Below are 14308 nucleotides of genomic sequence, written 5' to 3'. Positions count from 1 at the left end.
CTTACACCTTCGACACAAGAGGACGGCCGAGCAGGCCTTGGGGCCGAAAGACCAGAACGAGAACGAGCAGCGAGAAGCTGAAGACGTCTTTGTAGTCCGAGTTGACCAATCCGGAGAACAGCGACTCGGAGATCCCGAGAATGATCCCGCCGAGCATCGCCCCGGGCAGCGAACCAATCCCACCGAGCACCGCGGCGGTGAACGCCTTGATGCCAATGATGAAGCCCGCATAGAAATCAAATGTGCCGTAGTTCATGGTGATCAGCACACCGGCCAGGGCCGCCATTGCGGCACCGATGATGAAGACGTAGGAAATGACCCGATCGGTGTTGATCCCCAGGATCGAAGCCATCTTGCGGTCTTGCTGGGTGGCGCGGCACATACGGCCGAGCTTGGTGTACTTGATGACGTAAGTCAGCAGGGCCATTCCGACAAACGCTGCGATCAGAATGAAGATCTTGGTGTAGGTAAGCTGGACGAAGCCGGTCCCGACTTCAACTCGCCATGCACCGGTCAGCAGTGTCGGTACGCCCTGTTGACGGGCGCCTTGGGAAATCTGTGCATAGTTTTGCAGGATCAGCGAAATACCGATGGCGCTGATCAGCGGTGCCAATCGGGTGGAGTTGCGCAGCGGTTTGTAGGCGACGCGCTCGATGACCCAGCCGTACACCGCCGTAATGATGATGGTGAAGACCAGTGTGCCAAGCATCAGCAGGGGGAAGGATTCAATACCGAAGTATGCCAGCAGAGCCAGACTGATTGCCGCGAGATAAGCGGAAATCATGTAAACCTCGCCGTGGGCGAAGTTGATCATGCCGATGATGCCATAGACCATTGTGTAGCCGATGGCGATCAGGCCATAGACCGACCCGAGGGTCAGGCCGTTGACCAGTTGCTGCAGGAAAATACCATCCATAACGCAATCTCACGCAATGAGAACCTGCACGCCTGTGGGTGTGCGGTTCTTCTAGGGAAAATACAGATTTACGTCGGAGCAATGTCAGGCGCGATCAGCCCAGATACCACCGTCCCCTGTGGAAGCGGGCTTGCCAGCGATAGCGGTTGAACATTCAACATTCATGTCGCCAGATAAACCGCTTTCGCGAGCAAGCTCGCTCCTACAGGGGATCAGGCGATCGCGTCAGCCCTTACTTCTGTTTTTCCAGCTGGTGGTATTTGCCGTCCTTGTCCCACTGGTAAACCACGTAGTCGGAGACTTTCAGATCGCCCTTGGCGTCCCAGGATTTCTCGCCCATCACGGTTTTGACCGAATTTTTCTTCAGCCACTCGGCAGCTTTTTCGCCATTGTTGGATTTGGCGCCATTGAAGCCTGCCGCCAGGGTCTGGACCGAAGCATAGGCGTACAGGGTGTAGCCTTCAGGTTCCGTGCCTTTCTTGCGGAACTCGTCCACTACGGTCTTGCTGTCTGGCAGCATGCGGGGGTCGGCACCAAAGGTCATCAGCACACCGTCGACGAATTGCGGACCACCAGCGGTGGTGACCAGTTCGTCGGTTACGATGCCATCGTCGGACATGAACTTGACGTCTTTGAGACCTTGCTCACGCAACTGACGAACCAGAGGACCGGCCTCCGGGTGCAGACCACCGAAGTAAACGACGTCGGCACCCGCGCCGCGGATTTTGGTGACGATGGTGCTGAAATCTTTTTCGCCACGGGTCAGGCCTTCATACAACACCGGTTTCACGCCGCGTTTTTCCAGCTGGGCCTTGGTGGCATCCGCCAGGCCTTGGCCGTAGGTGTCTTTGTCGTGCAGGACCACCACTTTCTTGCCCTTGAGCACGTCGACGATGTAGTCGCCGGCCACGATGCCTTGCTGGTCGTCACGCCCGCACATACGGAACATTGCACTCAGGCCGCGCTCGGTAACGGCCGGGTTGGTAGACCCCGGGGTGATCGCGATGATGCCCGCTTCGTCATAGATCTCGGAGGCCGGGATGGTCGACGAGGAACAGAAGTGGCCGACTACGCCAGCGACTTTCTGGTTGGTCAGGTCCTTGGCGACCGTCACAGCCTGCTTCGGTTCGCAGGCGTCATCGCCTTTGACCAGTACGATTTTTTCCCCGTTTACACCACCAGCGGCGTTGACCGCATCAGCGGCTGCCTGCGCACCTTTCATGTACTGCTCGCCAAATGCGGCGTTGGCGCCGGTCATCGGACCCGCCACACCGATTTTCACATCAGCCTGTGCAAACGCAGATACACCCAACGCAGCTGCCACTGCGAGGGCCAGAAAGCCTTTCTTGTAAAACGTCTGGGACATGAGGTGGTGCTCCAAGGTTTTTTTTAGTTGGCACTGCGACTTCTCTGAATGCTCAGAGCAAGGGCCGTGCCATCGGTTTTTTATTCTGAAAAAAGTCGCTGCCTTGTTGTTATTTCGACTGTTTCGGGCCCATTTTCATTGGGCGTGCAACCGTCTAAACCGCGGGAGGTGAAACCATTTATTTTTTAAGGCGCAACCCGCACGCGCCATCATTGCAACCGCTGCGCCAAACGATGTGCAACCAGCCTGTAACAGCCCGCGTCACCGAACTGCACACTGCTGGTGCGGGCACTGCTACAACCCGCACCATTACAGGCTAGCCGCTTCGCTGAAAAGCGCCGCTTCCAGCAACATTTTTCAACAATCAGATCACGATCCGCAGGCACTGGCCCGCGTGATACAGCGAGAATCCAGCCTCATACAGACAGCTTCGCAGCCCCACACCCGCCAATGGCTGCATGGGCGCGAAGGGAATCGGCAGGGCTTGAGGATTTCCGTTACACAAATAATCGGCAAAGGCTTTGCCGACCACTGTACCGGTGGTCACGCCTCGACCGTTGTAACCGGTAACCGCCACCAGACCCGGCGCCGGCTCGAACAGGCGCATCAAATGATCGGGTGTGAAGGCAATGCAACCGGTCCAGGTGCACTCCCACTCCACCGGCTTCAGGTACGGAAAGTAATGCTGCTGAACCCGGTCGGCCCAGGCTTTCAGGAACCAGGTCGGTTTCTGGTTGCCATTACCCAGACTGCCGAGCAACAAGCGCCCTTCGGCATCGCGACGAATGCTGCTTAGCACCTGCCGGGTGTCCCAGGAACCCTGGCCACCGGGCAGAATCTGCTGCGCGGCGTCTTCGGTCAGCGGCACCGAAGCCACTTGATAGTAATAACCGGGGAAAAAGTTGCGACGCAGCTCCGTCCAGTCGCCTTCGGTATAAGCATTGGAGGCGATGACCACCTGCTCGGCCAACACCGAACCCTGGGCGGTCTGCACCGACCAGCGCTGGCCCTGACGCTCGAGTCGGGTCACCGGGGAATGATCGAACAGCTGACCGCCGAGGCTGATGGCCGCGTTGGCCAGCCCCGTGGTATAGGCCATCGGGTTGATCGTGCCAGCACGCCGATCGAGCAACGCGGCGGCAATCTTTTTGGTGCCCGTGGCTTGTTCGCAGGCTTGACCGGTCAACAACTCGACCGGTGCCCCACGACGCTTCCACTGTTCTTCACGACTGCGCAGATCCGCCTCGCCACGCGCGTTGTGCGCCATGTGCAGCGTGCCTTCGCGGCGTAATTGGCAATCGATGTTGTATTTGTCGACCAGGCTGAACACCAGCGACGGCGCCGCACCCAGCATGCGATTGAGCTGACTGCCGACTGCCTCGCCAAACCCGGCTTCGATTTCATCCGGTGGAATCCACATCCCGGCGTTGACCAGCCCGACGTTACGCCCCGAACCGCCATGCCCGGCGCGATGCGCTTCCAGCACGCAGACACTTTTGCCTTGTTCCAGCAGATGCACCGCCGCCGACAGACCGGTGAAACCGGCACCGATGACGCAGACATCCACTGTCACCTCGCCCTTGAGCGCCGTATTGTCAGGCCTTTGCGGCGTCAATTTTTCCCACAGACACTCTTCGCGTAACGGCATTGCCAGACTCCAATCCGAAACCTAACAAACAAAAAAGCTTCGCTGGCAAGCCAGCTCCTACACGGGTCATGTGCCGCAACACAAATCCTGTAGGAGCTGGCTTGCCAGCGATGGGGTCCATCAGTCGAACGTAATGCCCTGAGCCAACGGCAACTCCAGCGAATAGTTCACGGTGTTGGTCTGACGGCGCATGTACCCACGCCATGCATCCGAACCGGATTCACGACCACCGCCCGTCTCTTTCTCGCCGCCAAACGCGCCACCAATTTCCGCGCCGCTCGGGCCGATGTTGACGTTGGCGATGCCGCAGTCGCTGCCCACGGCCGACATGAACCGCTCGGCTTCACGCACGTCGGTGGTAAAGATGCACGATGACAGTCCTTGTGGCACGGCGTTATTCAGGCGCAGCGCTTCTTCGAAATCGTTGTAACCGATCACGTACAGAATCGGCGCGAAGGTTTCGTCGCGCACCACATCGCTCTGCTCCGGCATTTCGACGATGGCTGGCGAGACGTAGTACGCATTGGGGAATTTGTCTTCCAGCTGACGCTTGCCGCCGAACACCCGGCCGCCTTCGCTCAAGGCCTGCTCCAGCGCGTCCTGCATGTTGTCGAAGCTGTGCTTGTCGATCAGCGGCCCAACCAGATTGCCTTCCAGCGGATGGCCGATGCGTACCTTGGAGTACGCGGCTTTCAGGCGAGTGACGATTTCTTCCTTCACCGACTCATGGGCGATCAGGCGACGCAAAGTGGTGCAACGCTGACCGGCGGTGCCGACGGCGCTGAACAGAATCGCCCGTACGGCCATGTCCAGATCGGCGCTTGGGCCGAGGATCATCGCGTTGTTGCCGCCCAGCTCCAGAATGCTGCGAGCGAAACGCGCGGCGATTTTCGGCGCCACTTCGCGGCCCATGCGGGTGCTGCCGGTGGCGCTGACCAGCGCGACACGCGGGTCATCGACCAGGGCTTCGCCGGCATCGCGACCACCGATGATCACTTGACTCAGGTGCGGCGGGGCGTCGCTGAAATTCTTCAGGACGCGGTCGAACAGCGCCTGGCAGGCCAACGCGGTCAGCGGAGTTTTCTCCGACGGTTTCCAGATCACCGGGTTACCGCAGACCAGCGCCAGCGTCGCGTTCCAGGCCCAAACGGCGACCGGGAAGTTGAACGCACTGATCACGCCAACGATACCCAGCGGGTGCCAGGTTTCGCGCATGTGGTGGCCCGGACGCTCGGAGGCAATCGTCAAACCGTACAACTGACGGGACAGACCGACGGCGAAGTCGCAGATGTCGATCATTTCCTGAACTTCACCCAAACCTTCCTGAGTGATCTTGCCGGCTTCCCAGGAAACCAGCTCACCGAGATCGGCCTTGTACTCGCGCAAAATGTCGCCCAATTGGCGCACCAACTCGCCACGGCGCGGTGCCGGCACCTTGCGCCACAGTTCGAATGCATGATCTGCGCGACTGATGTGCTGCTCGACTTCAGCGGCGCCTTCCCAGTTCACGGCAGCGATACGGCTACCATCGATCGGCGAATGTACCGGCACTTTGCCGTTCTGGTACAGGGCCGGGTTCACACCAAGACGATCAAGCAATGCGGCAACCATGGGTCACTCCTCAAGCAAAAAACAGAAAACGTACAGCCGGATTGATTCGGCTGATCAGACCTGTAGTTTTAGCGCCCCCGAGGTTCTCCAACAAACGACGATTAAGCGAGATATCATTCCGTTTATTCATGCTGCGAATCTGCCGGTAAAAAAGAGCATAGAGAAACAAGAAGAAGGACCACCCATGCTGAATAAACGCTACTTGCCGTCGATCACCGCGTTGCAGTGCTTCGAAGCCGTGACCCGGCATTTGAGCTTCACCCGTGCCGCTGAAGAGCTGAACCTGACGCAGAGCGCCGTGAGCAAACAGGTCGCGCAACTCGAAGAATTGCTGCAACACCTGTTGTTCCGCCGGGTGCGCCGACGCCTGCAAATGACCCCGGCAGGTGATTTGTACCTGGTAGAAGTGCGAAAAATCCTCACCCAAGTCGAAATGTCGACCCATTACCTGCGCTCCTACGGCGGAGACACCGAAGTCTTGCGAGTCTCGACACCGCCGACCTTCGGCGCACGCTGGCTGGTGCCACGCTTGAAAGGCTGGCGCCTGCGTCATCCGTCGATCCATCTGGACCTGTGCAGCGAACAGGAAGCCGACGATCTGCTGCAAGGTCGCAGCGACCTGGCGTTCTACTTTGGCCAGGGCTCACGGCCCGGCACCGAAAGCCTGAAGCTGTTTGGCGAGGAACTGGTGCCAGTCTGCGCACCCGACAGCCTGCCGAAGACGCCGTTCACCGATCCGACGCAACTCACCGACCTGGTCCTGCTGCAAAACGCTTCCCGGCCTCAGGCCTGGCACGACTGGTTCGACAGCCAGGGCTACCACACCGAACACAGCTACCACGGCCCGCGTTTCGAAACCTTCTACATGTGCATTCGCGCCGCCCAGGTCGGCTGCGGCGTGGCGCTGCTGCCACGGTTTCTGGTGGAGGAGGAATTGGCTGACGGCAAACTGGTCATTCCCTGGAAGCATGCGATGCCAAGTACCGACGCCTATTACCTGGCGTATCCAGAGCATTCGGCGGAAGTGCCCAAGGTGCGGGATTTTGTGAAGTGGATGTTGGAGCAAATAAATCATCCCACCTCTAACGACTAATCCCTGTAGGAGCTGTCGAGTGAAACGAGGCTGCGATCTTTTGATCTGGCTGTTTAAAAGCAAAATCAAAAGATCGCAGCCTCGTTTCACTCGACAGCTCCTACACAGTGACTCGCCGATACAAAAATCACTGGCAATCCCCACCACTGATATGCGCCACTAGCCCCATTCATTGAGACAGCTGCAACGTCGCTGCCACGGGCCGCGCCAGCATGGAGAGACCCCTTATGAGCGAGAGTGTGTTTGCCGATCGCATCGTGCAGAACCTGCTCGACACCGACTTCTACAAACTGACGATGATGCAGGCGGTGCTGCACAACTATCCGAACGTGGAAGTCGAATGGGAGTTTCGTTGCCGTAACAATGAGGATCTGCGCCCGTACCTGGCGGAGATCCGGTTCCAGATCGAGCGCCTGGCCGAGTTGAGCCTGAGCGCCGATCAGTTGAGTTTCCTGGAGCGCATCAGCTTTCTGAAACCGGATTTCCTGCGCTTTCTCGGGCTGTTCCGCTTCAATCTGCGCTACATCCACACCGGCATTGAAAACGGCGAGCTGTTCATCCGTCTGCGCGGGCCGTGGCTGCACGTGATTCTGTTCGAAGTGCCGTTGCTGGCCTTGATCAGCGAAGTACGCAACCGCTATCGCTACCGGGAAATCATTCTGGAACAGGCCCGCGAGCAGCTCTATCGCAAGTTCGACTGGCTGACCGCCAATGCCAGCGCGGACGAATTGTCCGAGTCGCAAGTAGCCGATTTCGGCACCCGCCGTCGCTTCTCGTACCGTGTACAGGAAGAAGTGGTGAACGTGCTCAAGCATGACTTCCCCGGGCGCTTCGTCGGTACCAGCAACGTGCACCTGTCCCGGGAGCTGGACATGAAGCCGCTGGGCACCATGGCTCATGAATGGATCATGGCCCACCAGCAACTCGGTCCGCGGCTGATCGACAGCCAGATTGCCGCCCTCGACTGCTGGGTCCGCGAATACCGGGGTTTGCTGGGGATCGCCCTGACCGACTGCATCACCTCCGATGCCTTCCTCAACGATTTCGACCTGTTCTTTGCCAAGCTCTTCGACGGCTTGCGCCATGATTCCGGTGACCCGGTGCAGTGGGCGGAAAAAGCCATCGCCCACTACCACAAACTTGGCATCGATCCGATGAGTAAGACCCTGGTGTTTTCCGACAGCCTGACGTTGCCCAAGTCCCTGGAGATTTTTCGGGCATTGCGCGGCCGGATCAATGTCAGCTTCGGTATCGGCACTAACCTGACGTGCGATATTCCGGGTGTCGAACCGATGAGCATCGTGCTTAAAATGACGGCCTGCAACGGCCAGCCGGTGGCCAAGATTTCTGATGAGCCTGGCAAGACTCACTGCAAAGACCCAAATTTCGTCGCCTATTTACGACATGTTTTCCAAGTACCTGCCGCCATTTCCAGCCCATCTAGCAAGGAGTGAATTCATGCAAGCCGTACAGCGTGAGATTGCTGAACAGCTCAAGGTCCAACCGCCGTTCGCGGATCAACTCGCCCTCGAGGCTGAAGTTGCCCGGCGGATTACCTTCATTCAGGACTGCCTGGTCAATGCCAGGCTCAAGACGCTGGTGCTGGGCATCAGCGGCGGCGTCGACTCTCTGACCGCGGGCCTGCTGGCCCAACGCGCCATGCGTGAACTGCGCGAGCGCACTGGTGATGCCAGCTACAAGTTCATCGCCGTGCGCCTGCCTTATGGCGTCCAGTTCGACGAACATGATGCCCAGGCCTCAGTGGACTTCATTGCCCCCGATGAGCGCCACACCGTGAACATCGGCCCGGCGGTCAAATCCCTGGCCAGCGAAGTGGCGGCCTTCGAAGGTAAAGAAGCGGTGCAGAAGGATTTCGTGCTGGGCAACACCAAAGCGCGGATGCGCATGGTCGCGCAATACACTATCGCTGGCGCGGCTCATGGCCTGGTGATCGGCACCGACCACGCGGCAGAAGCGGTGATGGGTTTCTTCACCAAATTCGGTGACGGCGCCTGCGACCTCGCACCGCTGAGCGGCCTGGTGAAGAATCAGGTCCGGGCGATCGCCCGCAGCTTCGGCGCGCCGGAGTCGCTGGTGGAAAAAATCCCGACCGCCGACCTCGAAGACTTGTCGCCGGGCAAACCGGACGAAGCGTCTCATGGCGTGACCTATACCGAGATCGACGCGTTCTTGCACGGCGAGCCGGTGCGTGAGGAAGCGTTCAAGATCATCTGCGACACGTATAAGAAGACCCATCACAAGCGTGTGATGCCGTTCGCGCCTTGAGGCCGTGGGTGCCTGTACTGACGCCTTCGCGGGCAAGCCACGCTCCCACAGATTTTGTGTCGGACGCCGGTAATGGGCACGACACAAATCCTGTAGGAGCGAGGCTTGCCCGCGAAGAACGATGACGCGGTCAATCGTCAGGCACAAAAAAAGCGTCCCTAGCGGACGCTTTTTTTATGCGCTTGATTCGATTACTTCAGAGTAACCGTACCTTTCATCATCGAGATGTGGCCCGGGAACGAGCAGAAGAAACCGTATTTTTCGGCAGCATTGAGCTTCGACACGTCGAAAGTTACCGAGTCGGTTTCCTTCGCGCCGATGACTTTGGTGTGAGCGATGATGCGGGCATCACCTTCTTTCAGGTAGTTCTTGTCGATACCTGCCGCCAGGCCGTCGGTGGCGATCGGCTGCATGTCGGCTTCTTTGCTCAGCACCCAGTTATGACCCATGACGTTTTTTGGCAGGCTGCCAGAATGTTTCAGTTCCACGGTGAACGTCTTGCAGCTCTTGTCGATGGTGATGTCCTTGGTATCAAAGGACATCTGGTCAGTGGAGTCGACAGTGACCTTGCATTCGGCAGCCATCAATTGGCTGCTGGCCAGTGTCAGCAGGGATACCGCAACAAGTTTGGCAAACATGGTGAATCTCCAAGGCAGGGTTAACAAAAGCGCTAATGGACAGAAGACTGCCTGAAATCTTCGCAAGTTCCTATGACCTGAATCAAAAATTGTATACAACTTTCGGGCTATGACACTCATCGAAACAATCTACCAGCCAGACGTCTGGCACGGCCCTATCATCAGGGCTGTCATCTCTCATCCGGAGCGTCTGTCATGTCTTTCAACAGTTTATTGAGCAGTTTGCTCGCCGCTTATGCCTGTGGCGCCAGCGGTACCTACGAAACACCTGAACACGAGGTTTAACCCTTGGAACAAGGCAAGCCTGCCTTTACTCTGTGGCCCTGATGACCATGGAGTAAGGCATGTCTTTAGCGTCCGTTTGTGTATTTTGCGGTGCCAGCACTGGCACTAACCCGGCTTATCGTGAAGCGGCTGTCGCCTTGGGGCGAGCATTGGCCGAGCGCAAGCTGACTCTGGTCTATGGCGGCGGCGCCGTCGGGCTGATGGGGATTGTGGCCGATGCCGCACTGGCGGCCGGCGGTGAAGTGATCGGCATCATCCCGCAGAGCCTCAAAGACAAGGAAATCGGCCACAGCGGCCTGACCCGCCTGGAAGTGGTCGACGGCATGCATGCGCGCAAGGCGCGAATGGCCGAGCTCAGCGATGCCTTCATCGCTCTGCCTGGCGGCCTTGGCACGCTGGAAGAGTTGTTCGAAGTCTGGACCTGGGGCCAGCTCGGCTATCACGGCAAACCTTTGGGTTTGCTGGAAGTGAACGGTTTCTACAGCAAGTTGACGTCTTTTCTCGATCATATCGTCGGCGAAGGCTTCGTTCGCGAAGCGCACCGTGACATGCTGCAAATGAGCGAATCGCCGCAAACCCTGCTCGACGCACTGGACGCCTGGCAACCCTCGGTACCGCCAAAATGGACCGAGCAAAAACCCAGCTAACGGCTCGGCATCGATACAGGGCAGAATATGCGCCGCTCAACCTCACCTTCGACCCCAGAGGATCGCCCATGGCCAAACCTAATTATTCCTTCGCCAAACGTCAGAGAGACTTGGCCAAGGAGCAGAAGAAAGAGGAAAAGCTTCAGCGCAAGAAAGCTACAGCTGAAGAAGATGCAGCAGCACTGAACCCGGATACCGAAGGCGAAGTGGCTACAGACGAAACTGAAGCACCGAAAGATCAGGCGCCCGACGCTTGAGACCCTCAGGGCCCGATGATCTGATCAGGCCCACCGGATCTGTGTCCAGGGTCAGCAACGATGTTGCTGACCCTCACAGTCCAGTCTGAAACAAACCAATTCCCGACAGAAAATACAGTTCCCTGTAGGAGCGGGCTTGCCCGCTCCTACATTTTGATCTTCATTATTCCAACGGCATCACTGTCACCTGAACCTCCGGGTCATGACTGCCGCCCCCCAGAATCACTCCACGCAGCGGCGACACATCGGAGAAGTCCCGGCCCCAGGCCAGGGTGATGTGCTCCAGCGCCGGTTGCACATTGTTGGTCGGGTCGAAATCCACCCAGCCCAACACCGGGCAAAACACCGACACCCAGGCATGAGACGCATCGGCGCCGATTAGCCGTGGCTGGCCCGGTGGCGGTTGGGTCAACAAGTAGCCGCTGATATAACGCGCCGCTAATCCACGGGAACGGACACAAGCGAGCATCAAGTGCGCAAAGTCCTGACAAACCCCGCGCCGCCGCTCCAGCACTTCCACCAGCGGCGTTGCCACTTGGGTCGCTTCGGCGTCGAAGGTGAATTCGCTGAAGATCTTCTCCATTAACGCCTGAACCCCCAGCAGCAATGGCCGGCCAGGAGGAAAACAACTTTCGGAGAACTCGACGAAATTGCGCTTCAAATGCACGTAGGGTGATTCGAACCGGTAACGACACGCTTCGAGTATCTCGGGTGACAGCGGCTGACTGCTGTAGGTCAGCGCGTTGCAGGTCTCTTCCCAGGCCGGCGATTGATTGAAGTCCAACGATGGCCGGGCCAGCACTTCGACGGTGAGCCGGGCATTGACCAGCAATTCATCATGCGGTCGCTCGAACGCCAGCCGGGTCAGCGGGTTACCGAACACATCCAGCTCATCCCGGCGTGAAGTCGGTTCGGGACTGATCTGCAACTGCTGCTCGGTGCAGCGCTGCCAGGTACAGGCCCGCGGCCACAGATGCGCCAGTTGCTGAGCCAGGGATACCGGGCTGTCATAGTGATAATGGGTGTCGTGGAAAATCTGGTAATGGGCATTCATCAGACGGACACCGTGCGTTGGCTGACATCATCGACATGGGCGAAATGGCGCAAGGCCAGGCGATCCGATACTTGTCCGCTGGCATCGGCGATCTCCTGCAACAGATCGGCCAGCCCTTCGATGGCGGCGCGAACACTGGCCTCGCCAAACAATGAGTTTTCCAGGCAACCCAGATCGAAGCGCGCCAGCCGCTCCACCAACTGCGGCAGACCTGTTTCGCGCGGCGCACCAAAGTCATCGTTCAGACGCTTCAAGGTGCGGGTCACCAGTTTCAACTGGAACAGCACCGCGTGAGGGTTCTGCTCGTCGAGCAACAACAGGTCCAGCACCGGAATCAATTGCGCCACCGCCAAGTAGCGCGATCGGTAAGTAATGCTGCTGTTGCCCAGTTCCAGCAGCCATTCCAGCCCTGCCTGGTCGAAAGCCCCCGCACCGCGCAAAAACGCCGCCAAGCTGCCGCTGAGAAATTGCAGCCGCTCGATCCGTCGACCGATCATCAGGAAACGCCAGCCTTCGTCCCGGGTCATGTCGTCGAGGGCAAAACCGGACAGCGCTGCCAGCGACATTACCAATCGGTTGAGAAAATCCAGCAACTCGCCGAAGTCCGGCTCTTCGGTTTCCAGCGCCGTGGCCTCACGCTGCAACTCCACCAGTGCCTGCCAGTTTTCTCGCGAGAGTTTGCCGCGTACTTGCGAGGCCGCCCACTGCAAGCGTTGCAGGTTGGAGCGAAGGCTGAACGGCCAATCATCGCCGAGCAGTGTCGCCAATAATCGCTCTGGCAATTCGCCCTCCTCCGGCAACAGATTCAGACGCTCGCCGAGATCGACCGCGGCCTCGAGGGCTTGCGGGTCATCACCATCAACATAGCGCGCCAACATAATCCGCAGCAGCCGCGCGCTGTCATCGCAGCGCTCGCAGTAACGGCCGAACCAGAACAGGTTCTCGACCACCCGCGATGGCAGATACGGATCGCGTCGCACCAGATCGTGAACGCCAATGTTGCGCTGGGCTTTCCATTGTTCACCGCTGGGCGGGCGATCGCCCAACACCCAAGTGTCCTTGCTTGCGCCGCCGCGCTGCATTGATACCACTTCAGCGTCGGCCTCGGCGGCAACCCGGGTTAGCCCGCCGGGAAGTACTCGATAACCGTCCCGACTGGCCACCGCATACACCCGCATGCCAATGGCACGCGGTTGCAACTGACCACCTTCGGCCTGCCAGACTGGCGCCTGGGACAGCTGCGCCAATTCTTGCGCAACATAGGCGTAAGGCCGTGCCTGCATGCGCTCGGCCAGGGCCTGGCGCTGTTTTTCACTCAAGTCACGACCAAATACCGGGGCGAAGCTCTGCGACGGAAACGCCGGTTTGATCAATAGATCCGGCAGTTTTTCCAGGGCCTGGGCCAGTACCGGCGTTTCACCGCACCACCAGGTCGCGATGGACGGCAGGATCAGCTCTTCACCGAACAGAAACTGATTGATCTTCGGCAGGAAGCCCAGCAACCCCGGCGATTCCAGCACCCCGCTGCCGAGTGCGTTGGCCACCAGCACCCGGCCTTGGCGCACAGCCTCGAGCAACCCCGGCACGCCAAGGGCCGAGTCGGTGCGCAGCTCCAGCGGATCGCAGAAATCATCGTCGAGCCGACGCATGATCGCGTGAACCCGACGCAGGCCGCTCAAGGTTTTCAGGTAGACCGTGGCATCCCGGACGGTCAGATCGCCGCCCTCCACCAATGGATATCCGAGCTGGCGAGCCAGGTACAGGTGTTCGAAATAGCTTTCGTTGAAACGCCCCGGCGTCAGCAGCACCACCAATGGCGCTTCGTTATCGCTCGGCGCCTGACGGGCGAGCGTTTCCTGAAGCGTGCGGAAAAATCCGGCCAGGTGCTGCACCTTCAAATCGCGGTACAACTCGGGGAAGGCTCGGGACACGATGGTGCGGTTTTCCAGCGCGTAACCGGCACCGGATGGCGCTTGAGTCCGGTCCGCCGTCACCCACCAGCGACCGTCAGGCGTACGCGCCAGATCCACGGCGTATAGATGCAGAAAGGCCCCGTCGGGCGGCGCAATGCCCTGACAGGGCCAAAGGAAGTTGTTGTGACCGAACACCAACTCAGCCGGCAGCAGGCCTTCGGCGATCAAACGCTGAGGGCCGTACAAGTCCGCCAGCACAGCATTGAGTAAGCGCGCCCGCTGAGCGATCCCGGCCGATAACTGCTCCCACTCATCAGCGGCAATCACATGGGGCAGCAGGTCCAGCTCCCACGGCCGATCGGCGCCCTTGGGATCGGCGTAGACATTGTAGGTCACACCGTTTTCCTGGATCTGCCGGGTCAGCAGCGCCTGACGCTGCGCCAGTTGCGTTGGCGTGCTGCGTTGCAATTGATCGAACAATCGCCGCCAGTGCGGGCGTACGGCGCCGCTGTCGTCGAGCAGTTCGTGGTAAGTGCCCGCAGTCAGCAGGTAACGGTCAAGCAGCTCAGGCATGGAAAGCTCGGCAGACAGCAA

At 59.1% G+C, this 14308-nt stretch carries 12 protein-coding genes; 5 read left to right on the top strand and 7 right to left on the bottom strand.

All coding sequences use genetic code 11. The annotated features are described in order from the left end of the window. Position 1: 1 nt before the first annotated feature. The 4 genes from CKW20_RS10870 to CKW20_RS10855 form a co-directional block, all read right to left on the bottom strand. Positions 2-916, bottom strand: coding sequence for a branched-chain amino acid ABC transporter permease LivH (locus CKW20_RS10870; RefSeq protein WP_095052902.1), 915 nt, complete (start codon positions 914-916; stop codon positions 2-4). 232 nt (positions 917-1148) lie between these two features. Next, a complete protein-coding gene (locus CKW20_RS10865; RefSeq protein WP_095052901.1) occupies positions 1149-2282 on the bottom strand; it encodes a branched-chain amino acid ABC transporter substrate-binding protein in 1134 nt (377 codons plus the stop codon). A gap of 364 nt (positions 2283-2646) precedes the next feature. Then, positions 2647-3930, bottom strand: a complete 1284-nt coding sequence (locus CKW20_RS10860) for an FAD-binding oxidoreductase (RefSeq protein ID WP_095052900.1) — start codon at positions 3928-3930, stop codon at positions 2647-2649. A 120-nt stretch (positions 3931-4050) separates the two neighbouring features. Beyond that, on the bottom strand, positions 4051-5541 hold the full coding sequence (locus CKW20_RS10855; protein ID WP_095052899.1) for an aldehyde dehydrogenase family protein: 1491 nt from the start codon (positions 5539-5541) through the stop codon (positions 4051-4053). A 184-nt stretch (positions 5542-5725) separates the two neighbouring features. Here CKW20_RS10855 and CKW20_RS10850 point away from each other — a divergent pair, with 184 nt between their 5' ends. From CKW20_RS10850 to nadE, 3 genes are all read left to right on the top strand, one after another. After that, positions 5726-6634 carry a LysR family transcriptional regulator gene (locus tag CKW20_RS10850; RefSeq protein WP_095052898.1) on the top strand — a complete coding sequence of 303 codons (909 nt, stop codon included), beginning with the start codon at positions 5726-5728 and terminating at the stop codon, positions 6632-6634. A gap of 227 nt (positions 6635-6861) precedes the next feature. Then, positions 6862-8088, top strand: coding sequence for a nicotinate phosphoribosyltransferase (gene pncB, locus CKW20_RS10845; protein ID WP_095052897.1), 1227 nt, complete (start codon positions 6862-6864; stop codon positions 8086-8088). Positions 8089-8092: 4 nt separating this feature from the next. Next, the gene (gene nadE, locus CKW20_RS10840) at positions 8093-8920 is read left to right on the top strand and encodes an ammonia-dependent NAD(+) synthetase (RefSeq protein WP_095052896.1); all 828 of its coding nucleotides are present in this window, start codon (positions 8093-8095) and stop codon (positions 8918-8920) included. A 191-nt stretch (positions 8921-9111) separates the two neighbouring features. Here nadE and azu read toward each other — a convergent pair whose 3' ends face one another. Next, on the bottom strand, positions 9112-9558 hold the full coding sequence (gene azu, locus CKW20_RS10835) for an azurin (protein ID WP_095052895.1): 447 nt from the start codon (positions 9556-9558) through the stop codon (positions 9112-9114). 344 nt (positions 9559-9902) lie between these two features. On the opposite strand from azu, the gene CKW20_RS10830 reads away from it, so the two are divergent. Both CKW20_RS10830 and CKW20_RS10825 read left to right on the top strand, forming a co-directional pair. Beyond that, positions 9903-10490 (top strand): TIGR00730 family Rossman fold protein, encoded by a 588-nt coding sequence (locus CKW20_RS10830; protein WP_007902708.1) that lies wholly within the window; start codon positions 9903-9905, stop codon positions 10488-10490. 68 nt (positions 10491-10558) lie between these two features. Then, a complete protein-coding gene (locus tag CKW20_RS10825; protein WP_095052894.1) occupies positions 10559-10747 on the top strand; it encodes a hypothetical protein in 189 nt (62 codons plus the stop codon). 163 nt (positions 10748-10910) lie between these two features. Here the strand turns inward: CKW20_RS10825 and CKW20_RS10820 are convergent, their stop codons facing one another. Together CKW20_RS10820 and CKW20_RS10815 are read right to left on the bottom strand one after the other, a co-directional pair. Continuing rightward, positions 10911-11801, bottom strand: a complete 891-nt coding sequence (locus tag CKW20_RS10820; protein ID WP_095052893.1) for a transglutaminase family protein — start codon at positions 11799-11801, stop codon at positions 10911-10913. After that, a complete protein-coding gene (locus tag CKW20_RS10815; protein WP_095052892.1) occupies positions 11801-14287 on the bottom strand; it encodes a circularly permuted type 2 ATP-grasp protein in 2487 nt (828 codons plus the stop codon). The genes CKW20_RS10820 and CKW20_RS10815 overlap by 1 nt, the downstream gene beginning before the upstream one ends. Between the last annotated feature and the right edge of the window lie 21 nt (positions 14288-14308).

The sequence above is a fragment of the Pseudomonas sp. Irchel s3b2 genome, assembly GCF_900187445.1.
Taxonomy (GTDB): domain Bacteria; phylum Pseudomonadota; class Gammaproteobacteria; order Pseudomonadales; family Pseudomonadaceae; genus Aquipseudomonas.
The sequence above is the reverse complement of the archived record's forward strand: the minus strand, read 5'-3'. Positions and strand labels throughout refer to the sequence as shown.